This window comes from Streptomyces sp. PA03-5A, from assembly GCF_033792725.1.
In the GTDB taxonomy this organism is placed as follows: Bacteria; Actinomycetota; Actinomycetes; order Streptomycetales; family Streptomycetaceae; genus Actinacidiphila.
Map to the genome: position 1 here is coordinate 38,757 of NZ_JARAVL010000004.1, position 25,541 is coordinate 64,297.

At 72.9% G+C, this 25,541-nt stretch carries 19 protein-coding genes and 3 pseudogenes; 8 read left to right on the top strand and 14 right to left on the bottom strand.

Annotated features, from left to right (window positions below):
* The first annotated feature begins 75 nt into the window (after positions 1-75).
* Positions 76-1,485: a S28 family serine protease gene (locus PV410_RS06105; protein ID WP_500322807.1), complete on the top strand. Its 1,410-nt coding sequence runs from the start codon at positions 76-78 to the stop codon at positions 1,483-1,485.
* Between the two features lie 7 nt (positions 1,486-1,492).
* Here the strand turns inward: PV410_RS06105 and PV410_RS06110 are convergent, their stop codons facing one another.
* The 4 genes from PV410_RS06110 to PV410_RS06125 form a co-directional block, all read right to left on the bottom strand.
* Positions 1,493-2,113: a hypothetical protein gene (locus PV410_RS06110; RefSeq protein ID WP_500322808.1), complete on the bottom strand. Its 621-nt coding sequence runs from the start codon at positions 2,111-2,113 to the stop codon at positions 1,493-1,495.
* 98 nt (positions 2,114-2,211) lie between these two features.
* Positions 2,212-4,005, bottom strand: a complete 1,794-nt coding sequence (locus PV410_RS06115) for a glycoside hydrolase family 3 protein (RefSeq protein ID WP_500322810.1) — start codon at positions 4,003-4,005, stop codon at positions 2,212-2,214.
* Between the two features lie 79 nt (positions 4,006-4,084).
* Positions 4,085-5,077: a hypothetical protein gene (locus tag PV410_RS06120; protein ID WP_500322812.1), complete on the bottom strand. Its 993-nt coding sequence runs from the start codon at positions 5,075-5,077 to the stop codon at positions 4,085-4,087.
* A gap of 61 nt (positions 5,078-5,138) precedes the next feature.
* Positions 5,139-6,044 carry a LysR family transcriptional regulator gene (locus tag PV410_RS06125; protein WP_500322813.1) on the bottom strand — a complete coding sequence of 302 codons (906 nt, stop codon included), beginning with the start codon at positions 6,042-6,044 and terminating at the stop codon, positions 5,139-5,141.
* Between the two features lie 111 nt (positions 6,045-6,155).
* Here PV410_RS06125 and PV410_RS06130 point away from each other — a divergent pair, with 111 nt between their 5' ends.
* A complete protein-coding gene (locus PV410_RS06130) occupies positions 6,156-7,157 on the top strand; it encodes an EamA family transporter (protein WP_500322814.1) in 1,002 nt (333 codons plus the stop codon).
* Between the two features lie 10 nt (positions 7,158-7,167).
* Here the strand turns inward: PV410_RS06130 and PV410_RS06135 are convergent.
* The 3 genes and pseudogenes from PV410_RS06135 to PV410_RS06145 all read right to left on the bottom strand — a co-directional run.
* Positions 7,168-7,821, bottom strand: a pseudogene (locus PV410_RS06135) (sugar phosphate isomerase/epimerase family protein); the annotation flags it as partial.
* A gap of 10 nt (positions 7,822-7,831) precedes the next feature.
* Positions 7,832-8,743, bottom strand: coding sequence for a bifunctional helix-turn-helix transcriptional regulator/GNAT family N-acetyltransferase (locus tag PV410_RS06140; protein ID WP_500322815.1), 912 nt, complete (start codon positions 8,741-8,743; stop codon positions 7,832-7,834).
* Between the two features lie 105 nt (positions 8,744-8,848).
* Positions 8,849-9,955 carry a LacI family DNA-binding transcriptional regulator gene (locus tag PV410_RS06145; protein ID WP_500322816.1) on the bottom strand — a complete coding sequence of 369 codons (1,107 nt, stop codon included), beginning with the start codon at positions 9,953-9,955 and terminating at the stop codon, positions 8,849-8,851.
* A 611-nt stretch (positions 9,956-10,566) separates the two neighbouring features.
* Between PV410_RS06145 and PV410_RS06150 the strand changes: the two genes are divergently transcribed.
* Genes PV410_RS06150 through PV410_RS06160 form a run of 3 tightly spaced genes read left to right on the top strand, consistent with a single transcriptional unit; the run spans position 10,567 to position 13,792 of the window.
* On the top strand, positions 10,567-11,724 hold the full coding sequence (locus tag PV410_RS06150) for a Gfo/Idh/MocA family protein (protein WP_500322818.1): 1,158 nt from the start codon (positions 10,567-10,569) through the stop codon (positions 11,722-11,724).
* A gap of 2 nt (positions 11,725-11,726) precedes the next feature.
* Complete coding sequence (locus PV410_RS06155; protein ID WP_500322820.1) at positions 11,727-12,938, top strand: dihydrodipicolinate synthase family protein; 1,212 nt, start codon at positions 11,727-11,729, stop codon at positions 12,936-12,938.
* A gap of 2 nt (positions 12,939-12,940) precedes the next feature.
* Complete coding sequence (locus PV410_RS06160) at positions 12,941-13,792, top strand: sugar phosphate isomerase/epimerase family protein (RefSeq protein ID WP_500322821.1); 852 nt, start codon at positions 12,941-12,943, stop codon at positions 13,790-13,792.
* 244 nt (positions 13,793-14,036) lie between these two features.
* Here the strand turns inward: PV410_RS06160 and PV410_RS06165 are convergent, their stop codons facing one another.
* The 7 genes and pseudogenes from PV410_RS06165 to PV410_RS06195 form a co-directional block, all read right to left on the bottom strand.
* The gene (locus tag PV410_RS06165) at positions 14,037-14,480 is read right to left on the bottom strand and encodes a DUF937 domain-containing protein (RefSeq protein ID WP_500322823.1); all 444 of its coding nucleotides are present in this window, start codon (positions 14,478-14,480) and stop codon (positions 14,037-14,039) included.
* Between the two features lie 64 nt (positions 14,481-14,544).
* Positions 14,545-14,934: a D-ribose pyranase gene (gene rbsD / locus PV410_RS06170; RefSeq protein WP_499511972.1), complete on the bottom strand. Its 390-nt coding sequence runs from the start codon at positions 14,932-14,934 to the stop codon at positions 14,545-14,547.
* Positions 14,931-15,833 carry a ribokinase gene (rbsK, locus tag PV410_RS06175; protein WP_500322824.1) on the bottom strand — a complete coding sequence of 301 codons (903 nt, stop codon included), beginning with the start codon at positions 15,831-15,833 and terminating at the stop codon, positions 14,931-14,933. The genes rbsD and rbsK overlap by 4 nt, the downstream gene beginning before the upstream one ends.
* 43 nt (positions 15,834-15,876) lie before the next feature.
* Positions 15,877-16,740: pseudogene (locus tag PV410_RS06180) on the bottom strand (D-ribose ABC transporter substrate-binding protein); the annotation flags it as partial.
* Between the two features lie 134 nt (positions 16,741-16,874).
* Positions 16,875-17,846 (bottom strand): annotated as a pseudogene (locus PV410_RS06185) (ABC transporter permease); the annotation flags it as partial.
* The gene (locus PV410_RS06190) at positions 17,836-19,356 is read right to left on the bottom strand and encodes a sugar ABC transporter ATP-binding protein (protein WP_499516839.1); all 1,521 of its coding nucleotides are present in this window, start codon (positions 19,354-19,356) and stop codon (positions 17,836-17,838) included. The pseudogene PV410_RS06185 and the gene PV410_RS06190, both read right to left, overlap by 11 nt.
* 26 nt (positions 19,357-19,382) lie before the next feature.
* Positions 19,383-20,396, bottom strand: a complete 1,014-nt coding sequence (locus PV410_RS06195; RefSeq protein WP_500322826.1) for a LacI family DNA-binding transcriptional regulator — start codon at positions 20,394-20,396, stop codon at positions 19,383-19,385.
* A gap of 51 nt (positions 20,397-20,447) precedes the next feature.
* Between PV410_RS06195 and recD2 the strand changes: the two genes are divergently transcribed.
* The 3 genes from recD2 (at position 20,448) to PV410_RS06210 (ending at position 25,400) form a co-directional block, all read left to right on the top strand.
* On the top strand, positions 20,448-22,808 hold the full coding sequence (gene recD2 / locus PV410_RS06200; protein WP_500322827.1) for an SF1B family DNA helicase RecD2: 2,361 nt from the start codon (positions 20,448-20,450) through the stop codon (positions 22,806-22,808).
* Between the two features lie 131 nt (positions 22,809-22,939).
* The gene (locus PV410_RS06205; RefSeq protein ID WP_500322828.1) at positions 22,940-24,229 is read left to right on the top strand and encodes a citrate synthase; all 1,290 of its coding nucleotides are present in this window, start codon (positions 22,940-22,942) and stop codon (positions 24,227-24,229) included.
* A gap of 424 nt (positions 24,230-24,653) precedes the next feature.
* On the top strand, positions 24,654-25,400 hold the full coding sequence (locus tag PV410_RS06210; protein ID WP_500322829.1) for an SDR family NAD(P)-dependent oxidoreductase: 747 nt from the start codon (positions 24,654-24,656) through the stop codon (positions 25,398-25,400).
* Positions 25,401-25,541 lie beyond the last annotated feature (141 nt).

The following is a 25,541-nucleotide window of genomic DNA, read 5'->3' on the forward strand; positions in this document are numbered from 1 at the left end:
AACGCCCCCTGGCGGCGGGCCACTTCCTCCTCATAGGTTCACGGGCGACGCCCGTCGAACCCCGAAGGAGGGGGCATGCGCAACGCGCTCAGATGGCTGCTGGCGCTGGTGTTGCTCATAGGCACCGCCGGCGGTGGAGCCGCCACCGCGACCGCTGACGAGCCGGACATCAAGGACCGCATCCTGGCGATACCCGGGATGAGCCTGATCGAGGAGAAGCCGGTCACCGGATACCGCTTCTTCGTCCTCGACTACACGCAGCCGGTGGACCACCGGCACCCGTCCAAGGGGACGTTCCAGCAGCGGATCACCGTGCTGCACAAGGGGACCGACCGGCCCACCGTGTTCTACACCTCCGGCTACGGCCTCTCCACGACCCCCTCCCGCCGCGAGCCGACGCAGATCGTGGACGGCAACCAGGTCTCCATGGAGTACCGCTTCTTCACCCCGTCCCGTCCCGCCCCCGCCGACTGGTCGAAGCTCGACATCTGGCAGGCCGCCAGCGACCAGCACCGCATCCACCGGGCGCTGAGCCGGATCTACGCCGGGAACTGGCTCGCCACCGGCGCCAGCAAGGGCGGCATGACGGCCACGTACTACCGCCGTTTCTACCCGCACGACATGGCCGGCACCGTCGCCTACGTCGCCCCCAACGACGTGGTCAACGACGAGGACTCCGCCTACACCCGTTTCTTCCGCACCGTCGGCACCGCCGACTGCCGGGCGCGGCTGAACGCCGTGCAGCGCGAGGCACTCGTCCGCCGCGGCGAGATCGTCGCCCGCTACCAGCAGTACGCCGCCGACAACGGGCTGACCTTCACCACCGTCGGCAGCGCGGACAAGGCGTACGAGAACGTGGTGCTGGACCTGGTGTGGGCCTTCTGGCAGTACCACCAGCAGTCGGAATGCGCGGACGTGCCCGCGGCGACCGCCACCACGGACGCCCTCTACTCCTTCGTCGACTCCGTCTCCGGCTTCGACTTCTACACCGACCAGGGCCTGGAGTACTACACGCCGTACTACTACCAGGCGGGCACGCAGCTCGGCGCTCCGACCTTCGCGACCCCGCACCTGAAGGGCCTGCTGCGCTACCCCGGGATCTACCAGCCGCGTTCCTACGTGCCGCGTTCCATCCCGATGCGCTTCCAGCCCCGCGCGATGCACGACGTCGACACCTGGGTGCGCCACCACGCCGAGCGCATGCTCTTCGTCTACGGGCAGAACGACCCCTGGGGGGCCGAGCCGTTCCGCCTCTCGCGAGGGGCGCACGACTCGTACGTGATGTGGGCGCCCGGCGCCAACCACGGCGCGGTCATCGGCGCGCTGGGCGCGGCCGACAAGGCGAAGGCCACCGCCGAGGTGCTGGAGTGGGCCGGTGTCGCCCCCGCGGCCGTACGTGCCGACCCCGAGGCGGCCAAGCCGCTGGCGGCCTACGACGCCAAGCTCGACCGGAGCACCGAGGCCGCCGGCCGGCTGCCCTTCTGATCGGGTGTCAGAGCCGGCGGGCGCATCCCACGCCCGCCGGCCCGCCGCCCACCCCGACGTACAGCGCCGTCCCCCGGGGGCAGGACCGGCGCTCGCGGGCCAGCTCCACGACCCGGAACTGCGGGGCGTGCGGCCCGGACCCGTCGCAGGGCGTCTCCTTCACCTGTCCCTTCCGGGAGCTGTAGAGGCAGTCGCCCGCGATCGTCCGGGGCCCGCCGCCCCCGCCGGGATCCCCTGGGTGCGGGGCCTTCAGGTTGCGCATGCAGGCGTACCCCTGGGGACGGGCGGCGGTGACGGTGAGCAGGAAGTCCGTGGTCGGCGGGCAGCGGTCGCCGGCCCGTGTGGTGGGCGGGGGAGCGGGCGACGGCGAGGCGGGCAGCAGCCCGTACAGCCGGCCGACGAACCGGGCCCGGGCGCCCGGGTCCGAGCACGCCACCTCCCGGTAGGAGCCCACCGGGTCGCCGGCCGCGCACTCCCCCTGGTCCAGGAAGACCGCGGCGTGCGTGGCGGGCGGGACGTCCGGGCCGGCGGCGCTGCTGCCCGTGCCGCCCGCGCCCGGCGAGCAGGCGGCGAGCAGCACGGCGACCAGCCATGCCGCACCCAGGAGTTGCCCGGACAACACGCGCATGGCGGCCCCCCACCCGTCCCCCCGGGCGAGTTGCCCGTTTTCGGCAGGATAGGTGGCGTGACCCGTTCCCGGGAGGGGCCGCCCCGCGCGCGGCGGGTTCAGTACCGCAGGCCCCAGCCGACGGGGTAGAGCGTCCGCGCCGGGTCGTCCGCCGCCGGAACGGCCACCGGCAGCTTGCCGCTCGGCCGTACCTTGCCCGCCAGCACCCGTGCGGCCGCACGCATCGACACGTCCGTCCAGCCGTAGGTGGCCAGCGCGGCGGCCACCCCGTCCAGCCGGGCGACGTCGTAGGGGTTGCGGATCGCGATCTGCACCACCGGCACACCTGTGGCGACGAGCGCGGCCACCAGCGCGATCTGACCCGTCGACGCCCCGGTGACGTTGTACGTGGCCACCGCCACGGCGTCCTTGTCCCGCGCGGCGGCCACCGCCTGGTCGATCACGGCCTGGCCCGGCGCGGTCCCGGTCGACAGGACCTGCGCGGTGTGCCCGAGGCCGGCCAGGGCCGCGCCGAGCACCGCGGTGGGCGGCCCGCCGGTGCCCGAGGGCGCGGCAGGGTCGGCGCCGACGACCAGCAGCCGGCGGTGCGCGGGCAGCGGCAGCGCCCCCTGGTTCGCCAGCAGGGTGACGGTGTGTCCGGTGATCCGGTCGGCCTCCGCCAGGTGGCCGCGGGTGCCGACCACCCGGTCCACGCCGCGGTGGGTGACGTACGGGTCGTCGAGCAGCCCGCGCCGCGCCTTGAGCATGAGGACCCGGGTGAGGGACTCGTCGAGGCGTTCCTCGGTGAGCTCGCCGGACTTCACGGCGGCCAGGACGCCCTGCCAGGCGGTCTCCAGGACCGGCGGGTTGAGCAGCTGGTCGGCGCCGGCCTTCAGGGCGAGCACCGGGACCCGGTCGTCGCCGTACTTCTGGCGCACGCCCTCCATGCCGAGGGAGTCGGTGACGACCACGCCGTCGTAACCGAGTTCCTCGCGCAGGATGCCGGTGAGGATGGGCCGGGACAGCGTGGCCGGGTCACCGGAGTCGTCGAGTGCGGGCACCAGGATGTGCGCGGTCATGATCGAGTCGATGCCGGCGGCGATCGCCGCGCGGAAGGGCGGGGCGTCCAGACGCCGCCATTCCTCGAGCGAGTGCGTGATGACCGGCAGTTCGAAGTGGCTGTCGGTGCCGGTGTCACCGTGACCGGGGAAGTGCTTGGCGGTGGCGACGATCCCGGCCCGCTGGTAACCCTCCACCTGGGCGGCGACGAGCGCGGCGACGGCCTTCGGGTCGGCGCCGAAGGAGCGCACCCCGATGACGGGGTTGGCGGGGTTCACGTTGACGTCGGCGACCGGCGCGTAGTCCTGGGTGATGCCCATCGCCGCCAGTTCGGCCCCGGCGACGGCCGCGGCCCGCCGGGCGTCCGCGGTGCTGCCGCCCGCACCGAGCGCCATCCCGCCGGGGAAGAGCGTGGCGGGGGAGCCGACCCGGGCGACGGCGCCGTGCTCCTGGTCGGTGGAGATCAGCAGGGGGATCCTGGAGGCCCGCTGTATGCCGTTGGACAGGTCGGCGATCTGGTGCGGATCGCGGGTGTTGTGGGCCCACGCGAAGTAGATGATGCCGCCGACGTGGTACTTGGCGATCAGCTCGGCCGCGTTGGAGACCCCGATCTCGGCCTGGTTCGCGGCGACGTCGGCCGGATCGGGGGCGGTGGCCGAATGGCCGTACACGCGCATGACGAAGAGCTGGCCGATCTTCTCCTCGATGCTCATGCGGTCGATGAGCGCACGGACGCGTCTGCGGTCCGTCGCGGCCGCGTTCGCGGTGCCCGGGACGCCGAGGGCGAGGGCGGTGGAGGCGGCCGCGGCGGCACCGAGCACCGTACGGCGGGACGGATGGGGACTGCTGTGCATGACGGACTCCTTCCGGCAGGAGGTGGGGGGCGTGCTGAAAGAAACCTTCAAGCAGACACGCTTAGCCGGAAAGTTATTGTCAGTCAATGAGTTGGGCACGCGCCGGGACGAGCCGGGACGGCACCGCGAGCACCGCCGCGTAGCGCTGGGTCTGGATGCAGCGGATGGTCTCGTCCCCGGTGGGGGACGCCGACAGCTCCCGCCGGCCGATGGTCAGGACGGCTCCGGTGGGCCGGCAGCCCGTCAGCAGGAAACCGAAGCGCCGCTCGTCACCGCGCCGCGGATGCCGTGCCAGTTGCTCGCGCAGAGCGGCGGCCCCCTTGCGGGGCAGACCGGCGAGGAAGGCCTCGAGCTGCCGGGACGAGGTGACCTCGGTGCTGCGGCGGCCGCCGGGCTCCCGGGTGTCCTCGAGACCGCCGAACGCCAGCGTGCTCCCCGGGGCGGGCGGATCGGCCCGCGGGTCCGTCTCCTGCGCGAAGCGCGGCCGCTTCGGCATCCGGTCGCGCGGTACCTCGAACACGGCCACCACCTGGTTGGCGACCAGGCACTGGCCCATCGGGGTCTGCGCGAGACCGAGCACCAGCCGGTCGCCGCTGCGGAAGAGGATCGCGTCCTTCGTGCTGTTGCAGCCGGTGGTGCGGCTCCAGGCGACCAGGACCGAGCGCGAGAAGTCGGTCCGTGCGGCGCGCTGGGCGATGGCGTCGGCGATCTGCGGCGCCGACTTCATGAAGTAGCCGGGAAACCGGCTCAGGTCGCGCTCGCCGTCGAGGACCGTGTGCACCGCGGGCACCCCGCGCGTGGTCTCGGTGAAGTACACGCGCCGGGTGGAGACCGCCCCGTTCCCAGGCGGGGACGCCGCGGTGGACGGTGCCGGGTCCGCGGGTGCGGAGGCCGCCGTGCCCGGGCCGGCGGGCACGGTGGTGATCGCGGAGGGGGCGGGGCCGCCACCGGCGCTGTCGGAGGGGGGCAGACCGGTGGCGGGCTGCTGCCGGCCGCATGCGGCCGAGAGCGTCGTCAGTGACGCAGCCAGCAGCGCGACCGACACCGCTTTGCGGAAGCTTCCCAGCAGCACGCCGGTTGGACGGGATCGGTACGGAAACGGTTCCCTGCGGGTGGATGACATCCGCCCATGGTCAGGCAACGACCCGGGGGTAGTGGACGCGCAACGCCCGAACCGTCTCCGTGATGGCCGGACGTCGCGACGCCCCGGTCCGCCACAAGGCGTACAGGCGCCGCACGGGCGCCGGCTCCAGCGGCACCACGACCACCCCGTCCGGTACCGGCCCGCGCCCCAGCCGCGGCACCAGCGCGATCCCCAGCCCGGCCGCCACCAGCGCCAGTTGCGTCTGGTACTCGGCGACCTGGAACGCCAGGTCCGGCTCGGTGCCCGCCTCCCGCAGGGTCCGCACCAGCCAGTCGTGGCACACGTGTCCGGGCGGCTGGCAGATCCACCGCTGGTCGACGACGTCCTCGCGGACCAGTGCCGCGCGGGCCGCCAGCGGATGCCCGGCGGGGACGAGCACGTCGCAGCGGTCCTCGCCGATCACCACCCGCTCCAGGCCCTCGGGCGCGGGCAGCGGGGCGATGTCCCAGTCGTGCACCACGGCCAGGTCGACGACGCCGCGGGAGACCAGGTCGACCGACAGGTGCGCACCCTCCTCCACCAGCCGCAGCTCCAGCGACGGGTGGGCGGCCGTCAGCCCGGCCAGCACCTGCGGGAGCAGACCGCGCGCGGCGGTCGGGAAGGCGGCCATGGTCAGCCGCCCGGTGGGGCGGCCGCGCCGTTCCTCCAGCGCCACCTCGGCCCGCTCCACGATCGCCATCAGCTCCTGCGCGGTCTCCGCCAGCAACTGGGCGGCCTCGGTGAGCGCCACGCCGCGGCCCTGCCGCTCCAGGAGCGTCGTGCGGGTCTCCCGCTCCAGCTTCGCGATCTGCTGGGACACCGCGGACGCGGTGTAGCCGAGGGCCGTGGCCGCCGCCCCCACCGATCCGTGCACATGCACGGCGTGCAGCGCCCGCAGCCGGGCCAGGTCCAGCATCCGTTCACCTCGTCATCCCGTGCGCCGGAGGCGCACCATTCAGCAACGCTGAAGCCGACAGTGCAGTAATGCTCGCTGGTGCTTAAGGGTACGGTGCCCGATGCTGGAGCGATGCGACCGGTACACCTCGCCCTCGCGGTCCTCGTCGCCGCGGTCTGGGGCGTCAACTTCGTGGTCATCGAGGTCGGGCTGGGCCACTTCCCGCCGCTGCTCTTCTGCGCCCTGCGCTTCCTCGTCGCCGCCGTGCCCGCGGTCTTCTTCGTCCGCCGGCCCGGCGTCGCGCTGCGCTGGATCGTGGCCGTCGGGCTCGTCCTCGGCGTCGCCAAGTTCGGCCTGCTCTTCATCGGCATGGACCAGGGCATGCCCGCCGGGCTGTCCTCCCTGGTGCTGCAGGTCCAGGCGGTCTTCACCGCCCTCCTCGCGGTCGCCCTGCTGGGCGAGCGGCCCGGCCGGCTGCGGATCGCGGGCATGGGCGTCGCGTTCGCGGGGATCGGCGTCGCCGCGTACGACGAGGGCACCTCGGGGCCGCTCGGCGCGTTCGTGCTGGTCGTCGCGGCCGCCGCCTTCTGGGGGCTGTCCAACGTCCTCACCCGGCGCGCCGCCCCGCCGGACGCGCTGAGCTGGATGGTCTGGGTCAGCCTCGTCCCGCCGCTGCCGCTGCTCGCCCTCTCCCTGGTCTTCGAGGGCCCCGCCGCGGACGCCGCCGCGCTGCGCGGCCTCGACTGGAGCGGCGCCGGCGCGATCGTCTACGTCGCCTGGGTCACCACCGTCTTCGGCTTCGGCGCCTGGGGTTTCCTGCTGCGGACGTACGACGCCTCCGCGGTGGCCCCGTTCTCCCTGCTCGTCCCGGTCTTCGGCATGACCTCGGCGGCCCTGCTGCTGGACGAGGGCGTCGGCCCGCTGCGCTGGGCGGCCGCCGTGCTGCTGGTGGGCGGCGTCGCCGTGACGTCGCTGGGCTCGCTCCGGGCGGGCGCCGGGCTCAGGCCGACTCGCCGAGCAGCTGCAGCAGGTGCGAACGCCCCCGCGACAGCAGCTCCGGCAGCGCCCGGACCTGCGGGTACCAGAGCTTCTCGTACTCCCAGCACAGCCAGCCGTCCCAGCCCGCGCGGCTGAGCACCTCCACCGTGCCGGCCAGCGGCAGCGCCCCGTGGCCGAGCGGCAGCGGGGCGGTGTCCTGCGCCGAGGAGACGTCCTTGACCTGCACGTAGCCCAGGTAGGGGGCGAGCACCGGGTAGGTGTGCTCGGGCTGTTCGCCACCCAGCCAGGGGTGCATCACGTCCCACAGCGCACCCGCGTGGTGATGACCCACCAGGCCCAGGATCCGCGCGACGTCCGCGCCGGTCGGGTGCGAGTCGTGGGTCTCCAGCAGCACCCGCACGCCCGCGTCCGCCGCCTCCGCGGCCACCGCCGCCAGCCGGCGGGCCGCCCGGGTGTCGGCGGCGTCCCCGTCGTCGTCACCGGCGCCGGGGAACACCCGTACGTAGGGGGCGCCGAGGTCGGCGGCGAGGCGTACGTGGTCGCGCAGGCCGCGCAGCGCCGGAGCGTCCTCACCCGGCGCTGCCACCTGCACGTAGGAGGCGACCGCCAGCACCGCGACACCGGAGCCCCGGAACTCCCCGGCCACGTCCGCGCGCTGCCGCTCCGTCAGGCCGCTGTGCACCGGCTCCTCGTGGCCCGCCCGCAGCTCCACGCCGTGGTAACCGTGCTCCGCGGCGAGCCGGACCACGTCCGGCACGGGGAGCCCCGGCACGCCGAGGGTCGAGAACGCGAGCTTCACTTTTCGGACGTTACAGCATCAGCCGCCAGTCCTGCCCGACGAGATCGCGGCCGAAACTGCGGTGCGGCTCCTCCCCGACGAGCTCGAAACCGGCCGCCTCGTAGATCCGCCGGGCGGAGACCAGCACGTCGTTCGTCCACAGCACCAGCTCGCGGCGACCGGTCGCGCGGGCGTGCCCGACGCAGGCGTCGACCAGCCGCCGGCCGATGCCGTGGCCCCGGGCGGCCGGGTCCACCAGCAGCAGGCGCAGCCGTGCCGTGCCGGGCTCGTCGGTGCGTACGCAGAAGACGCAGCCGGCGCGCTCGCCGTCCAGTTCGGCGATCCACGCCCGCTCGTGGCCGTCCGCGACGATCCGGGCGACGAGGGTCTCGTACTCGGCGTTCCAGCCGTACTCCTCGGCGTAGACCTCGGCATTGCGCTGGACCACCCAGCCGAGGTCACCGGGCCGCGGCTCGCGCAGCCGGACCCGCGGCCCGGGAGGTGTCCCTGTCGCGGCGGTACCGCCGAGGACGTCGCGGACGGTGCGCATGGCCTCCGTCAGGCGTTCGCGGTCGCCCGGGGCGAGCCCGCCGACCATGGTCGCGACGGCTTCCCGCGACCGGTCCTCCAGGAGCCGGGCGGCCTCGCGGCCGTCGGGGGTCAGCTCCACGCGCTGCCGCCGGGCGTCCCGTGGTGACGGCGCGCGGGTCACCAGTCCCCGCTCCCCGAAGGCCGCCAGCATCCGGCTGAGCTGCCCGGCGTCCACGGACAGGGCCGTGCGCAGGTCGGCGGCGTCCAGCCCGCCGCCGGCGGCGTGGGCGAGCTCGTACAGGACGCGGGCCTCGGTGAGGGTGTACGGGGTGTGCAGATGGCGGCTGTAGTCGAGCGCGCCGATGAGGTTGGTGTAGAAGCGGTTGAACGCCCGGATCTCCTGGACGGCCACGGCGGTTCCCCTCGCGGAAATTCTTTGACTGCGTCAAAGGTATCCGTGGAGGGTGGTTCTGGACAGGCGCCGGCGCGCCGGGTGTCCCGCCCGGCCCGGGATCTTTTATGTGCCGCTTCGCGGTGCCGCGGTCGAGGCCCGCACCATCAGCTCCGTCCGTACGGTCGCGAGGCCGCCCGGAGGCGGTGCCTGGCGGCCCATGACCAGGCGGCCGGCGCGGGCGCCCGCCTCCTGCAGCGGTATGCGCACCGTCGTGAGCGCGGGCGCGGCGTCCACGCTGAAGGGCAGGTCGTCGAAGCCGGCGACCGAGACGTCCTCGGGGATGCGCAGCCCGCGCTCGCGCAGCGCCGCGCAGACGCCGAGCGCCACCGTGTCGTTGGCGGCGACGACCGCGGTCAGCCCCGGCTCGCGGCGCAGCAGTTCCAGCGCCGCGTCGTACCCGGAGGAGCGGTCGTAGTAGCCGTGCACGGTGAGGCGGTCGAGCTCGGCGGGGGAGCCCGCGAGCCCGGCCTCGGCCAGGGCGGCACGGTGGCCCTCCAGGCGGTGCCGGGTGGTGCTGCGCTCCGCGGGGCCCGCGACGTAGCCGATGGTGCGGTGGCCGAGGGCCAGCAGGTGCTCGGTGAGGCGCTGCGCGCCGCCGCGGTTGTCGAAGGCGACGGTCATCACGGCGTCCGCGGCGGGGCCGGCCAGTTCGGCGAGTTCCGGCAGGGGCGGGCGCCCGCACAGGACGATCCGGGTGCCGGAGGCGGCGAGCCGGGCGAGGCGGGCGGCGACGGCGGCGCTGTGCCCGGTGCCTTCCACGGCGCCCCCGGTGAGCACCACGCCCGCGGCACGCTGCCGCTCCAGCAGGGTCAGGTAGTTGAGCTCGGCCTCGGGGGAGCCCCCGGTGTTGCAGACCACGGCGAGTTTCCCGGCGCCCGCGGGCAGCCCGGGCGGATGCTCGGTGCCGCCGCTGATCTCGCTCTGCACGGCGCTGGCGATGAGCCCGAAGAAGGGGTCGGCGACGTCGTTGACGAGTACCCCGACCAGGTCGGAGGTGGCGGCGGCCAGTGCGCGGGCGTGCCCGTTCACGACGTAGTCGAGGTCGTCGACGGCCCGCAGGACCCGCTCGCGCGTACTGCCCGCGACCGGGTAGTTGCCGTTCAGGACACGCGACACGGTTGCGGCGGACACTCCGGCGCGCGCCGCCACGTCGGCCAGGGTCACTGCCATCTTGTCTGTTTCCTCCGGGTCGGTCCTCCCCGGGCCGTCCGCCCGTAGCCGCACATGCTCTCACCTCGGGGGCCGGTGGGGGAGCGGAGTCGCACAGCACCTTGCGCAGGGCGTTCCACCGCCCTGGGGTCACTCTAGGTGAAAGCGCTTTCTGTCGTCATTCGGGAGCCAAGAGGTGCGACCGGGGCCGGGGGCCTGCCCCGCTCGCGATCCCGGTCCCGGCTCCCCCGTCGCGCGCGATCCGGTAGCGCCGAGGGTCCCGGCCCGGGAGGCGTGCTGGCGCTCGGGAGCGGTGGCCGCGGCAGGGCGCCCGTGCGGCGCCCTGCCGGCGACCCTCGCCGAGGGCTCCCCGGGGCGTCCGGCGCCCGCCCGTGTCGCGGTCCCACGCACCCCGGCCACCGTGCGGGCCGGGGTGTGCGGGACCGCCGGGGCGAGGGTGCCCCGGACGCGGCGGCGTCCCCGCAACCGGGACGATGTCTCCACGTCAGGCGGTGGGCAAGCGCTTTCTTCCCGAAGTCTTTCCCCTTGTCGAAGGTGTTCGGCGGCGGTTAGCGTAGAGCGAGGAAAGCGCTTGCTGCCGCTCGGCGCCCCGCCGGAGAGAGGAACCTCACGTGACACGCAGGACCGTGCGGATCGCCATGAACGGCGTCACCGGCCGTATGGGCTACCGCCAGCACCTCGTCCGCTCGATCCTCGCCCTGCGCGAACAGGGCGGGCTCGACCTCGGCGACGGCACCGTGCTGTGGCCCGAGCCCGTCCTCGTCGGCCGCCGCGAGCACGCGCTGCGCGCCCTCGCCGACCGCCACGGCCTGGACCCCGCCCTGGTCTCCACCGACCTGGACGCCGTGCTCGCCGACCCCGCCACCGAGATCTACTTCGACGCCCAGGTCACCGGTGCCCGCGAGGAGGCGATCACCAAGGCGATCGCCGCCGGCAAGCACATCTACACCGAGAAGCCCACCGCGACCGGTCTGGACGGAGCGCTGCGGCTGGCCCGCCTGGCCACCGCCGCCGGCGTCCGCCACGGCGTCGTCCAGGACAAGCTCTTCCTCCCCGGCCTGCTCAAGCTCCGGCGGCTGGTCGACGGCGGCTTCTTCGGGCGGATCCTCTCCGTCCGCGGCGAGTTCGGCTACTGGGTCTTCGAGGGCGACTGGCAGTCCGCCCAGCGCCCCTCCTGGAACTACCGCGCCGAGGACGGCGGCGGCATCGTCGTCGACATGTTCCCGCACTGGGAGTACGTCCTGCACGAGCTGTTCGGCCGCGTGCTGTCCGTGCAGGCGCTCGCCACCACGCACGTGCCGCAGCGCTGGGACGAGCAGCACAAGCCCTACGACGCCACGGCCGACGACGCCGCATACGGGATCTTCGAGCTCGAGGGCGGCGTGGTCGCCCAGGTCAACTCCTCCTGGGCCGTGCGCGTCCACCGGGACGAGCTGGTGGAGTTCCAGGTCGACGGCACCGAGGGCTCGGCCGTCGCGGGGCTGCGCACCTGCCGTGCCCAGCACCGCTCCGCCACCCCCAAGCCGGTCTGGAACCCCGATCTGCCCGCCACCGAGGTCTTCCGCGACCAGTGGCAGGAGGTCCCGGACAACGGCGAGTTCGCCAACGGCTTCAAGGCCCAGTGGGAGCTGTTCCTGCGCCACGTCCACCTCGACGAGCCCTACACCTGGGACCTGCTGGCCGGTGCCCGCGGCGTACAGCTCGCGGAACTGGGCCTGAGGTCCTCCGCCGAGGGCCGCCGTCTCGACGTACCGGAGCTGACCCTGTGACCGTGACGCTCCTTCACCTCCCCACCGAGACGGGCGAGCTGTACGCCTACCGGCCGCGCACCGAGCCCGCGGCCCACGCCGGGGCCCCCGCGACGGCGGACGAGCCGGGCAGCCGCGTCGTCTATGCGGCGGCCCACGTCGTCGCCGACCCCTTCCGCACCGCGGCCGACCGGCCCGCCGCGCTGGACTGGGAGGCCACGCTGGCCTTCCGCCGTCACCTGTGGTCGCACGGACTCGGCGTCGCCGAGGCCATGGACACCGCCCAGCGCGGCATGGGCCTGGACTGGGCCGGGGCCGCCGAACTGATCCGCCGCTCCTCGGCCGAGGCCCGTGCCGAGGGCGGCCGTATCGCCTGCGGCGTGGGCACCGACCAACTGGCGTCCACCGAGTTCGGCCACCCCTACGGCCTCACGGAGATCCGGGCCGCCTACGAGGAGCAGCTCGCCGTCGTCGAGGACGCCGGCTCGCGGGCCGTCCTCATGGCCTCCCGTGCGCTGGCCGCCGTCGCCAAGGGGCCCGACGACTACCTGGAGGTCTACGGCCACCTCCTGCGCCAGGCCGCCGGGCCCGTCGTGCTGCACTGGCTGGGCCCGATGTTCGACCCCGCACTGGAGGGTTACTGGGGCGGCACGGACCTGGACGCGGCCACGAGCACCTTCCTCGAGGTGGTCGCCGCCCACCCGGGCAAGGTCGACGGCGTCAAGATCTCCCTGCTCGACGCCGGGCGCGAGGTCGAGCTGCGCCGCCGCCTCCCCGACGGCGTGCGCTGCTACACCGGCGACGACTTCCACTATCCCGAGCTGATCGCCGGCGACGACCGGGGCTTCAGCCACGCCCTGCTCGGCGTCTTCGATCCGCTCGCGCCGCTCGCCGCACGGGCCGTGCGCCTGCTGGACGACGGCGACCCCGGTGGCACCGGCGACCCCGCTGGCACCGGTGGCACGGCGGGCTTCCGGGCGCTGCTCGACCCCACCGTCGAGCTGTCCCGCCACCTCTTCGGCGCCCCGACCCGCCACTACAAGACGGGTGTCGTCCTCCTCGCCTGGCTGGCCGGCCACCAGTCGCACTTCACGATGGTCGGTGGTCTCCACTCGGCACGCTCCCTCCCCCATCTGGCCCGCGCCTACGAACTGGCCGACCGGATCGGACTGTTCCCCGACCCGGCGCTCGCCGCGTCCCGTATGAGCCGGCTCCTCTCCGTGTACGGAGTGTGACATTGCGCACTGACAACCGGACCTCCGGCGACCTCGCCCGGCTCAGCATCAACCAGGAGACCGTGCGGCAACTGCCCCTCCCCGAGCTGGTCGAGGGGCTGGTGACGCTCGGTGTCCCCGGCGTCGGACTGTGGCGCGGGCCGGTGCGGGAGTACGGCGTCGAGGCGACCGCGAAGCTGGTGCGCGGAGCCGGGCTCACGGTCACCACGCTCTGCCGTGGCGGCTTCTTCACCGCCTCCGACCCGGACGAGCGCGCCGCTGCGCTCGCCGACAACCGGGCGGCCCTGGACGAGGCGGCGGCCCTGGGCACCGGCACCCTCGTCCTGGTCTCCGGCGGCCTCCCGGCCGGGGACCGCGACATCGCCGGCGCCCGTGAACGCGTCGCCGACGCGGTCGCCGAGCTCGCTCCGTACGCGCGGGAACGCGGAGTGCGCCTGGCGATCGAGCCGCTGCACCCGATGTACGCCTCCGACCGCTGTGTCGTGTCGACCCTCGGCCAGGCACTGGACATCGCCGAGCGCTTCCCCGCGGAGCAGGTCGGGGTGGTCGTGGACACCTATCACCTGTGGTGGGACGACCGGGCGGCCGGCGGCATCGCCCGGGCCGGCGCCGGCGGCCGGATCGCCTCGTTCCAGCTCGCCGACTGGGTCACCCCGCTCCCCAAGGGGGTGCTCCTGGGCCGCGGCCAGCTCGGTGACGGCTGCGTCGACCTGCGCGGGTTCCGCGAGCGGGTGGACGCCGCCGGCTACGCGGGAGCCGTCGAGGTGGAGATCTTCAACCCCGCGCTGTGGGCGCGCGACGGCGCCGAGGTGCTGGCCGAGACGGCCGACAGGTACCGCCGGCACGTGCTCTGAGAAATCCCTGGAAATTTCTTCCGGAAGCCGTGCAACCATCCCCCGGGCCGGTGTGTCTATGTAGCGTCAAGACCCAGAGGGGGGCCTCGCAAGGGTCTTGAGTGGGGGAGAGCGCGGCACCCGGAGGGGGCTCGGGGTCTCGCGCAGAGGGAGGGGAACGCCAAAGGGGTCCGGCTCAGCCGGACCCCTTTCGCCATGTCCGACCACTTGCCGCCGCTCGCCCGGTCCGCCGCTCCGCCGCGGTTCAGCGTTTCTCGCGGGCCCGCCGGGCCAGCACGGACGCCATCACGGGGATCAGCGTCTCCAGCGCCGCCGTGACCGCCTCGACCGGGAGGCCGGTCCGCTTGGCCACCGCCCGCGCCGCCGGGGCGGCCACCTTGGCCAGGACGGCCGCCAGCACCCCACGGCCCGGTTCCGGTGCCGTACCGCCCTGCACCCCGGCGAAGCCGACGGCGGCCGCGGGCAGCGGCTCGGGCTCGTTCGCGGCCTGCTCCATGGCCTGGCACAGCTCCGCGGTGCCGCCGGGCGTCACCGCGTCGTCGGTCAGCACCCCCGTGATCGAGGCCACCGCGCTCCCCACGACCCGCTGCGCCTGTCCGGCGTCGGTCCCGAGCAGCTCGGTGATCTCCCGGAGCCGGTCGTCCCCCAGCTCCTCCAGCACCTCGTCCTTCAGCGGTCGGTCGCTCATGGTCGGGACGCTACGCGCGAATCGCCCGCCCGGCCCGCCGACCGCAGCCGGACGGATGTACGCGCTAGAAGGGCACGCCGCAGCGCAGGATGACGTTGGCGTACGGCCGGGACTCGCCGGTGCGGACGACCAGGCGGGCCTGCCGGGTGCGGGCCTTGAACTCCTCGTGCGGCACCAGTTCCAGGTCCGGGAAGGCACCGTCGAGCTGGGCGGTCACCTCGGGATTGTGCTCGCGGACCTCCTTGGCCGCGATCGCCCCCTCCACCACGAGCTCCTCCAGCAGGCCGTCGAGGACCTCGGAGAAGGACGGCGTGCCGGCCCGGAAGGCGAGGTCGACGACGATCGGCCCGGGAGGGATCGGGAGCCCCGCGTCGCAGACCACGACCAGGTCGGTGTGGCCCAGCACGGCGAGGGCGCCCGCGAGATGGCGGTTGAGGATTCCGGACTTCTTCACAGCTGACCCACTTCTTCGAGGGTGGGGAAGGATTCCTGCGCACCCGGCTTCGTGACGGCGGCGGCGCCCACCCGCACCGCGAACCGCACGGCGGTCACCAGGTCGTCGCCCGCGCCGAGCCGCCAGGCCAGCGCCCCCGTGAAGGAGTCGCCGGCGCCGGTGGTGTCGACGGCCACCACTCGCGGGCTCGGCATGCGCACGGTGCCGTCGGGCGTCGCGGCGAGCGCGCCCGCTCCACCGAGCGTGACGACCACCGAGCGCGGGCCGAGGGCGAGCAGCCCCGCCGCCCACGCCTCAGGGGTGTCCCCGGCGTCCGCGCCCAGCAGGACGCGGGCCTCGTGCTCGTTGACCACGAGCGGGTCGCAGCCGGCGAGCACCTCCCGGGGCAGTGCCGCGGGCGGCGAGGGGTTCAGTACGACCCGCGTCCCGGCCTCCGTGGCCGTCGCCACCGCGGCGGCCACGGACTCCAGGGGGATCTCCAGTTGCAGCGAGATCACCCGGGCGGCGGCCAGCAGCTCGCGCGCCCCGGTCACGTCCGCCGCGGTGAGCCGGGCGTTGGCGCCCGGCGACACCACGATGCTGTTGTCACCCGAGGGGTCCACGGTGATCAGCGCGACCCCCGTGGGGGTGTCGCCGCCGAGGACGCCGGTGGTGTCGACGCCGGCCGATCTCAGCGAGCCGGTGAGCAGCCGCCCGTGGGCGTCGTCGCCGACCCGCGCGAGGAGCGCCGTGCGCGCGCCCAGGCGGGCCGCGGCGACGGCCTGGTTGGCCCCCTTGCCACCGGGGTGGGTGGCGAGGTCCGAGCCGAGGACCGTCTCGCCGGCCGCCGGGCGGCGGTCGACATGGATCACCAGGTCGGCGTTGGCCGACCCTACGACCAGCAGGTCGTAGCCGTGCATCTGCGTGTTCCCTTCGGGGGTCCTGCCGTACCGGTGCGGTCTGTCAGGAGGAGAAGTCGGCGACGTTCTTCTCGGTGACGACCTTGACCGGAACCTTCACCAGGCTGCCGAGCTTCTCGCCCTTGGCGGCCTTCACCGCGTTCTGCACGGCCAGCTTGCCGAGCTCCTTCGGCTGCTGTGCCACGGAGGCGGTCAGGGTGCCGGCCTTGACCGCGGTGAGGCCGTCGGGGGTGCCGTCGAAGCCGACGACCTTGACCGACTTGCCGGCCTTGTCGCCGAGCGCCTTGATCGCGCCGAGGGCCATCTCGTCGTTCTGGGCGAAGACGCCGGTGACGTCGGAGTGGGCCTGCAGCAGGTTGGTCATGACGTCCAGGCCCTTGGTGCGGTCGAAGTCGGCGGCCTGCTGGGCCACGACCTTGATGCCCGGGTAGGCCTTGATGCCCTCGTTGAAGCCCTGGCCGCGCTCGTTGGCCGCGGAGGTGCCGGCGGTGCCCTGGAGGACCACGACGGTGCCCTTGCCGCCCAGCGAATCGGCCAGGGTCTTGGCGGCGAGCCGGCCGCCCTCGACGTTGTCGGAGGCGACGGTGGTGGCGAGCTCGGCCTTGTTGACGCCGCGGTCGGCCGCGACGACGGGGATGCCGGCCTTGTTGGCGGCCTTCACCGAGGGACCGGCCGCGTCGGAGTCCACCGGGTTGACGATGATCGACTTCACGTTCTGGCTGGTGAAGTTCTGCAGCTGGTTGGCCTGCTGCGACGCGTCGTTCTGCGCGTCGGTGACGGTCAGGTCGACGCCCTCCTTCTTCGCCTCGGCCTGCGCGCCCTCCTTCAGCTGCACGAAGAACGGGTTGTTGAGGGTGGAGACCGACAGGCCCACCTTCACGTCGGAGGACGAGCCGGAGCCGGAGTTGCAGGCGGTCGCGGTGAGCGCCAGGGCGGCGACGGCGACGGTGGTGGCGGAGATGAGCTTGGTGCGCATGGTGGTTCCTTGCTGGTGCGGTGCGGAGAAGAGGAGGGGGGTCTGTGGTGCGCGCGGCACGGTCAGGCGCGGCGGCGCAGGGTGTCGAGCAGGACGGCCAGCGCGATGACCGCGCCGATGACGACCTGCTGCCAGAAGGCGGAGACCGACAGCAGGTTGAGGCCGTTGCGGAGGACGGCGAGGATCAGCGCGCCGATCAGGGTGCCGGACGCCTTGCCGACGCCGCCGGAGAGGCTGGCGCCGCCGATGACGACCGCCGCGATGGCGTCCAGCTCGTAGCCGTAGGCGGCCTGCGGCTGCGCCGAGGCGAGACGGGAGGCGAGCACGATGCCCGCGACCGCCGCGAAGAGGCCGGACAGCGCGTAGATGATGATCTTCTGGCGCTTGACGCGGATGCCGGAGAGGCGGGCCGCCTCCTCGTTGCCGCCGATCGCGTACATGGCGCGGCCTATGTAGGTGCGGCCGAGGATGATCGCCGTGGCGGCGCCCGCGACGATCATCACCAGGACCGGGACGGGCAGCCAGCCGCCGATGGTGTCGCCCAGGTGGGAGACGGAGTCGGGGAAGGCGATGGGGCTGCCCTGGGAGATGACCAGGGTGAGGCCGCGGCCGATCGACAGCATGGCGAGGGTCGCGATGAACGGCGGCAGCTTGCCGAAGGAGATCAGCAGGCCGCTCAGCAGACCGCTGGCCACACCCGTGGCGACGGACAGCACGACCGCCAGCCACACCGGCAGGCCCGCCGAACTCGCGCTCCAGGCCAGCACCGTCGCGGAGAGCGCCGCGACCGAGCCCACCGACAGGTCGATGCCGGCCGCCACGATCACGAAGGTGGAGCCGAAGGCGAGGATGGCGACGACGGCCGCCTGGACGCCGACGTTGAGCAGGTTCTGCGTGGACAGGAAGTCGCCCGACAGGAACGACAGTGCCACCAGCAGGACCACCAGGGCGCTGAGCGCGCCGTTGTTGAGGAGCACACGGCGCGCCGCGGCGACGCCGCCCGTGTCCGTACTGCTTTTGATCGTGTCAGTGGCCACGGGAGCCCTCCACATCCTTCGTTGCTGTTGTGTTGCCGCCCTCGGCGGGCGCTGTGCCGACGGCCAGGGCCATGACGGAGTCCTGGGTGGCCTCGTGCGCGGGGAGTTCACCGGCGATCCGGCCCTGGGACATCACCAGGACGCGGTCGCTCATGCCCAGCACCTCGGGGAGGTCGCTGGAGATCATCAGCACCGCGTGGCCGGAGGCCGTGAGCTGGTTGACGAGTTGGTAGATCTCGACCTTGGCGCCGACGTCGATGCCCCGGGTCGGCTCGTCGAGGATGAGCACCTTGGTGTCGGCCAGCAGCCATTTGCCGATGACGATCTTCTGCTGGTTGCCGCCCGACAGGGTGCGCACGTGCTGGTGGAGCCCGGCCATGCGGACCTTGAGCTGCCCCGAGATCCGGTCGGCCGCCTTGCGCTGCCCGGCCCGGTCGACGAACCCGGCGCGGGTGGACCGGCCGAGCGTGACCAGACCCAGGTTCTCCTGGATGGTGGCGTCCAGCACCAGGCCCTGGCCCTTGCGGTCCTCCGGCACCAGGCCGATGCCCGCGTCCATGGCGGCGTTGACGTCGTGGCGGCGCAGCCGCTTGCCCAGCACCTCGACCGTCCCGGAGTCGTACGGGTCGGCACCGAAGACCGCGCGGACGACCTCGGTGCGCCCGGCGCCGACGAGCCCGGCCAGGCCGACGACCTCGCCGGCCCGCACCTCGAAGCTCACGTCGTGGAAGACGCCGCCCCGGGTGAGGCCCTCGACCCGCAGCAGGGGCGCGCCCGCTTCGGCGCGCTCGCGCGGGTACTGCTGCTCGATACTGCGGCCCACCATCAGCCGGACCAGCTCGTCCTCGGGGGTGCTCGCGGGCACCTGGGAGACGCTGCGGCCGTCGCGCAGGACGGTCACGCGGTCGCCGAGCGCGGCGATCTCCTCCAGGTGGTGGGTGATGAAGACGATGCCGACGCCGTCCTCGCGCAGCTTGCGCACGATCCGGAAGAGCTTGTCGACCTCCTCGCTGGTGAGCACCGCGGTCGGCTCGTCCATGATCAGGACGCGCGTCTCCAGGCTGAGCGCCTTGGCGATCTCCACCATCTGCAGGCGGGCGATGCCCAGTTCGGAGACCGGGGTGCGCGGGTCGACGTCGACGCCGACCCGGGCCAGCAGGGCGGCGGCGTCCGCGTTCATCTGCTTGCGGTTCACCAGGCCGAGTCGGCGCGGCTGGCGGCCCAGGAAGATGTTCTCGGCGACGCTCAGCGCCGGGACGAGGTTGAACTCCTGGTAGATGGTCGCGATGCCCAGCTTCTCGGCGTCCTGCGCACCATGGATGCGCACCTCCGCGCCGTCGACGAGGATCCGGCCCCCGTCGGGGCGGTTGGCGCCGGAGAGCATCTTGATCAGGGTGCTCTTGCCCGCGCCGTTCTCGCCGAGCAGGACGTGCACCTCGCCTCCGCGCAGGTCGAAGTCGACGCCGTCGAGGGCCACCACACCGGGGAAGACCTTACGGACGCCCTCCATGCGGAGGAGCTCGGGGCTGCTCGTGCTCAACGGGAACTCCCTTCGGACGCGCCGCAGGAGCGGCGGACAACGAGACGGGCGGACACGGTGACCGACGGCGCCGGCCTGCCCTCCACCCGGTCGATCAGCGAGCGCACGGCCGCCCGGCCGAGCTCGCCGGTGGGCTGGGCGATGGCGGTGATCGGCGGATCGGTGTGGAGGAACCACGGGATGTCGTCGAAGGCGGCGAGCGCGATGTCGTCGGGCACGCGCAGGCCGCGGGCGCGGATCTCGTCCATGGCGCCGAGCGCCATCAGGTTGTCCGCGGCGAAGACCACGTCGGGCGGGACCGGCAGGTCCAGGAAGCGGGCGGTGGCCCTGCGGCCGCTGTCCGCCTGGAAGTCGCCCTGGCCTATGTACTCGTCGGGCAGCTCCAGACCGAAGGCGGCAAGCGCCTCACGGAAGGCCCGCACCCGCTCGCGGCCCGTGGTGGTCGCGGCGGGGCCCGCGATGATCGCCAGCCGGCGGTGGCCCAGGCCGTGGAGGTGGGCCACCAGGTCGCGCACCGCGTCGCAGCCGTCGGTGCGGATCACCGGGACGTCGTTGCCGACGCCGGGGATCCAGCGGTCGACGAAGACCATCGGGGTGCCGGAGAGCACCGCGTCCAGGATCAGCGGGGAACCGCCGTCGGTGGGGCTGACCAGCAGCCCGTCGATGCGGCGGTCCAGCAGCGTGCGGATGTGGTGGTCCTGCTGCTCCGGCCGCTCGTCGGCGTTGCCGATGATCACGCTGTAGCCCAGTGCCCTGGCCTCGTCCTCCACCGAGCGGGCGAGCTCGGTGAAGAAGGGGTTCAGCACGTCGCTGATGACCAGGCCGAGGGTCCGGGTCTGGTCGGTGCGCAGCGAGCGCGCCACCGCGTTGGGCCGGTAGCCGAGCTCGGCCACGGCCTCCAGCACCCGGCTGCGGGTGCCCGGGCGGACCGCCGGGTGGTCGTTGAGCACGCGGGAGACCGTCGCGACGGAGACACCCGCGCGTGATGCCACGTCCTTGATGCTCGCCACCCGTCCCACCTCCTCGTGGAATCGATTACAAAGAGGATTGGAATCGATTACATGCTCCAGGGCAAGAGCACGAAACCGGATCGTTACATTCCGGGACCCCGTCGGGCGGAGTTGTCCACAGCCCTCGGCGGCCTGTCGGGGCCGGGCGGTACCGTCGGATCACATCGCAGATCCGGGGAGGTGGCCCGCGCCGTGGGGGAGTTGAGACTGGCCGTCGTCGAGGGCGTCCTCGAACGGATCACGTACGCCAACGAGGAGAACGGGTACACGGTCGCCCGGGTCGACACCGGCCGCGGTGCCGGCGATCTGCTGACCGTGGTCGGCTCGCTGCTCGGCGCCCAGCCGGGCGAGTCGCTGCGCATGGAGGGCCGTTGGGGCTCCCATCCGCAGTACGGCAAGCAGTTCACCGTGGAGAACTACACCACCGTCCTCCCGGCCACGATCCAGGGCATACGGCGCTACCTCGGCTCCGGGCTGATCAAGGGCATCGGCCCGCGGATCGCCGAGCGGATCGTCGAGCACTTCGGCACCGACACCCTGGAGGTCATCGAGCGGGAGCCCGCGCGGCTGGTGGAGGTCCCGGGCCTGGGCCCCAAGCGCACCAAGCTGATCGGCGCCGCCTGGGAGGAGCAGAAGGCGATCAAGGAGGTCATGGTCTTCCTCCAGGGCGTCGGTGTGTCCACCTCGATCGCGGTGCGGATCTACAAGGAGTACGGGGACTCCTCGATCTCCGTGGTGAAGAACCAGCCCTACCGGCTGGCGGCCGACGTCTGGGGCATCGGCTTCCTCACCGCCGACCGCATCGCGCGGGCCGTCGGCATCCCGCACGACAGCCCCGAGCGCGTCAAGGCCGGTCTCCAGTACGCCCTGTCGCAGGCGACCGACAGCGGCAACTGCTTCCTGCCCGAGGAGCAACTGCTGTCGGACGCCGTGAAGCTGCTCCAGGTGGACACCGGTCTGGTCATCGACTGCCTCGCGGAGCTGGCCGGCGAGGAGGGCGTGGTCATCGAGCCCGTGCCCGCCCCCGACGGCGGTGGCGACCCCGTGCGCGCGGTCTACCTGGTGCCCTTCCACCGGGCGGAGATCTCCCTGGCCGGCTCGCTGCTGCGGCTGCTGCGCGGCACGGAGGACCGGATGCCCGGCTTCCGTGACGTGGACTGGGACAAGGCGCTGACCTGGCTCGCCGAGCGGACGGGCGCGGACCTCGCCCCCGAGCAGCAGCTGGCGGTGCGGCTGGCGCTCACCGAGAAGGTCGCCGTGCTGACCGGCGGCCCGGGCTGCGGCAAGTCCTTCACCGTCAAGTCCGTGGTTGCCCTGGCGCGGGCGAAGAAGGCCAAGGTCGTACTGGCCGCGCCCACCGGCAGGGCGGCCAAGCGGCTGGCCGAGCTCACCGGGGCCGAGGCCTCGACGGTCCACCGGCTGCTGGAGCTCAAGCCGGGCGGAGACGCCGCGTACGACCGGGAGCGGCCCCTGGACGCCGACCTGGTCGTCGTCGACGAGGCCTCGATGCTCGACCTGCTGCTGGCGAACAAGCTGGTCAAGGCCGTGCCTCCGGGGGCCCACCTGCTCTTCGTCGGTGACGTCGACCAGCTGCCCAGCGTCGGTGCCGGCGAGGTGCTGCGCGATCTGCTGGCCGAGGGCGGCCCGGTCCCGTCGGTCCGGCTGACCCGCATCTTCCGGCAGGCCCAGGAGTCCGGCGTGGTGACCAACGCGCACCGGATCAACTCCGGAGCGCACCCGGTCACCCAGGGGCTGGACGACTTCTTCCTCTTCGTGGAGGAGGACGGCGAGGAGACTGCCCGGCTCACGGTGGACGTGGCGGCCCGCCGCATCCCGCGCCGGTTCGGCCTCGACCCGCGCCGTGACGTCCAGGTGCTCGCCCCCATGCACCGCGGCCCCGCGGGCGCCGGCGTGCTGAACGGCCTGCTGCAGCAGGCCGTCACCCCGGCCCGCCCCGACCTGCCGGAGCGGCGCTTCGGTGGCCGCACCTTCCGTGTGGGCGACAAGGTGACGCAGATCAGGAACAACTATGAAAAAGGCGCCAACGGAGTCTTCAATGGAACGGTGGGGGTCGTCACCTCCCTGGACGCCGTGGAGCAGCGGCTCACCGTACTGACCGACGAGGACGAGGAGATTCCTTACGACTTCGACGAGCTGGACGAGCTGGCGCACGCCTACGCGGTGACGATCCACCGGTCACAGGGCAGCGAGTATCCCGCCGTGGTGATCCCTGTCACCACCGGGGCGTGGATGATGCTCCAGCGGAACCTGCTGTATACCGCCGTTACCCGGGCAAAGCGATTGGTCGTGCTCGTGGGTTCGCGCAAGGCGATCGGCCAGGCGGTGCGCACCGTCTCCGCAGGCAGACGCTTCACGGCACTCGACCACCGGCTGGCGCGGGCGGCAAAATAGGCACTGGGTGCCATCATTCGGCTCCCCGACCGACCCCGAGTGCACGTGGCCACGCCAAATGGGGGACAGTAGGGGTAGTCAGGGCACCTACCAACCTCGAAGAAGAGGCACGACGTCGGTGAGGGAATGACGTGAGCGACAACTCTGTAGTACTGCGGTACGGGGACAGCGAGTACAGCTACCCGGTGATCGAGGGCACCGTTGGGGACAACGGCTTCGACATCGGCAAGCTGCGCGCCAACACCGGCCTGGTCACCCTGGACAGCGGCTACGGCAACACCGCGGCCTACAAGTCCGCGATCACCTACCTCGACGGCGAGCAGGGAATCCTCCGCTACCGCGGCTACCCCATCGAGCAGATCGCCGAGCGCGGCACCTTCCTGGAGACCGCGTACCTTCTCATCAACGGTGAGCTCCCCACCGTCGACGAGCTCGCCGCCTTCCGCGGCGACATCACGCAGCACACGCTCCTCCACGAGGACGTCAAACGGTTCTTCCAGGGCTTCCCGCGGGACGCCCACCCGATGGCGATGCTGTCCTCCGTGGTCAGCGCGCTGTCGACCTTCTACCAGGACAGCCACAACCCGTTCGACGAGAAGCAGCGCTACCTCTCGACGATCCGGCTCATCGCCAAGCTGCCGACGATCGCCGCGTACGCCTTCAAGAAGTCGGTCGGCCACCCCTTCGTCTACCCGCGCAACGACCTCGGCTACGTCGAGAACTTCCTGCGGATGACCTTCGCCGTGCCCGCCGAGGAGTACGAGCTCAACCCGGTCGTCGTCGACGCCCTGGACAAGCTCCTCATCCTCCACGCGGACCACGAGCAGAACTGCTCCACCTCCACCGTCCGCCTGGTCGGCTCCTCGCAGGCCAACCTGTTCGCGTCGATCTCCGCGGGCATCAACGCCCTGTGGGGCCCGCTGCACGGCGGCGCCAACCAGAGCGTGCTGGAGATGCTGGAGGCCATCCAGGCCGACGGCGGCGACGTGGACGCCTTCATCCGCAAGGTGAAGAACAAGGAGGACGGCGTCCGCCTGATGGGCTTCGGCCACCGGGTCTACAAGAGCTTCGACCCCCGGGCGAAGATCATCAAGGCCGCCGCCCACGACGTGCTCTCCGCCCTCGGCAAGTCCGACGAGCTGCTGGACATCGCGCTGAAGCTCGAGGAGCACGCCCTCAGCGACGACTACTTCGTCTCGCGCAACCTGTACCCGAACGTCGACTTCTACACCGGCCTGATCTACCGGGCCATGGGCTTCCCGACCACGATGTTCACGGTGCTCTTCGCGCTCGGCCGGCTCCCCGGCTGGATCGCCCAGTGGCACGAGATGATCACCGAGCCGGGTTCCCGGATCGGCCGTCCGCGCCAGGTCTACACGGGCATCGTCGAGCGGGACTACGTCCCGGTCGAGGCCCGCTGACGCGAGCGCCCCGCACACAGAGAAACGCCCCGCGCCGAATCCCCCCACGGGTTCGGCACGGGGCGCTCCTGTTTCCCGGAGCGGATCCCCCCACGGGTCCGTACCGGGCGTTCTTTGGGTGCGCTCGCCCAGCCGGGACCAAGCACCCGGGAGGGCCGCTCAAAGCTCTCCGGGCAGTTCGCCCCGGCATGGCGACCGGGCTGTCCCCCAAAGACAACCCGCTCATCATCTCACCGAGTCCGCCGGGAGCCCGGTGTCTTCGCCGGGTTAGACCCCCTCGTAAACCAAAAGGTTACGTTCCAGCCAGTGTGATCTCGGTCTCGGCTACGCATCTCCTACGCCATCCGCATCATGGCAGACCCCCGTGCCGGTCGCGAAGCCCCCGTCCCGTAACGTGCTGTTCCTCCTCGAGGAGCGGAGCGTGATGTCGCAGAACGCAAGTGTGGGCCGGCACGTCGTGGTGACCGGCGGGGGAACGGGAATCGGCCGGTCGGTGGCCACCCTCTTCGCCGAGGCCGGCGACCATGTGACCATCGTCGGCCGGCGCCGCGAGGTGCTGCGCGCCACCGCCGACGAGCTGCGCTCCCAGCACGGTTACGACGTCACCCCGGTCGTCTGCGACCTCGCCGACCCCGACGACGTGGAGGCGACCCTCGACCGGCTGCCCCGGCGCATCGACGTCCTGGTCAACAATGCGGGCAGCCGGGAACTCGCGATCGGGGCGGGCCCGCACGGGGTGCTGGCCCGCTGGCGCGGCGACTTCGAACGCAACGTCCTCACCGCCGTCCTGGTGACCGAATCCGTACGTGACCGGCTCCCCGAGGGCGGCCGGGTCATCACCGTCACCTCGGTGGCCGCGCTGCGCGGCGGGGGCTCCTACGGGGCCTCCAAGGCCGCCCTGCACGCCTGGAACCACTCCCTGGCGGCCCAGCTCGGCCCGCGCGGCGTGACCTGCAACATCGTCGCCCCGGGCACCGTGGCGGGCACCGAGTTCTTCGGCGCCCGGCTGGACGCCGCCGAGCTGACCCGCAGGGCCGGCCGGACCCTGGTCGGCCGGGTCGGGACGCCCGAGGACGTCGCCTCCGCGGTGGTCTTCCTCGCCTCCCCCGAGGCGGGTTTCATCACCGGGGAGATCCTGCAGTGCAACGGCGGCGAACTGCTCGGCCGCTGAGCTGGCGCACGTGCGTCCCGCGGGGAGTACGCCGGGCGTACTCCCCGCGCCACAGCCGGTCGCTGCGGCCCCGTACCTGAGGATGAGGCGCCCCCGGGAAAACCCTGGGAATGCCCCGATCCCGGCGAAATCGCCTTGCCC

Bases quoted from the DNA above. Each gene is read 5' to 3' on its own strand.
- PV410_RS06190 (WP_499516839.1), bottom strand. From the start codon at position 19,356: ATGGAGGGCGTCCGTAAGGTCTTCCCCGGTGTGGTGGCCCTCGACGGC.
- PV410_RS06125 (WP_500322813.1), bottom strand. From the start codon at position 6,044: ATGCTGGACCTGGCCCGGCTGCGGGCGCTGCACGCCGTGCATGTGCAC.
- PV410_RS06115 (WP_500322810.1), bottom strand. From the start codon at position 4,005: ATGCACAGCAGTCCCCATCCGTCCCGCCGTACGGTGCTCGGTGCCGCC.
- recD2 (WP_500322827.1), top strand. From the start codon at position 20,448: ATGCTCCAGGGCAAGAGCACGAAACCGGATCGTTACATTCCGGGACCC.
- PV410_RS06105 (WP_500322807.1), top strand. From the start codon at position 76: ATGCGCAACGCGCTCAGATGGCTGCTGGCGCTGGTGTTGCTCATAGGC.
- PV410_RS06110 (WP_500322808.1), bottom strand. From the start codon at position 2,113: ATGCGCGTGTTGTCCGGGCAACTCCTGGGTGCGGCATGGCTGGTCGCC.
- rbsK (WP_500322824.1), bottom strand. From the start codon at position 15,833: ATGCACGGCTACGACCTGCTGGTCGTAGGGTCGGCCAACGCCGACCTG.
- PV410_RS06130 (WP_500322814.1), top strand. From the start codon at position 6,156: ATGCGACCGGTACACCTCGCCCTCGCGGTCCTCGTCGCCGCGGTCTGG.
- PV410_RS06165 (WP_500322823.1), bottom strand. From the start codon at position 14,480: ATGAGCGACCGACCGCTGAAGGACGAGGTGCTGGAGGAGCTGGGGGAC.
- PV410_RS06145 (WP_500322816.1), bottom strand. From the start codon at position 9,955: ATGGCAGTGACCCTGGCCGACGTGGCGGCGCGCGCCGGAGTGTCCGCC.
- PV410_RS06210 (WP_500322829.1), top strand. From the start codon at position 24,654: ATGTCGCAGAACGCAAGTGTGGGCCGGCACGTCGTGGTGACCGGCGGG.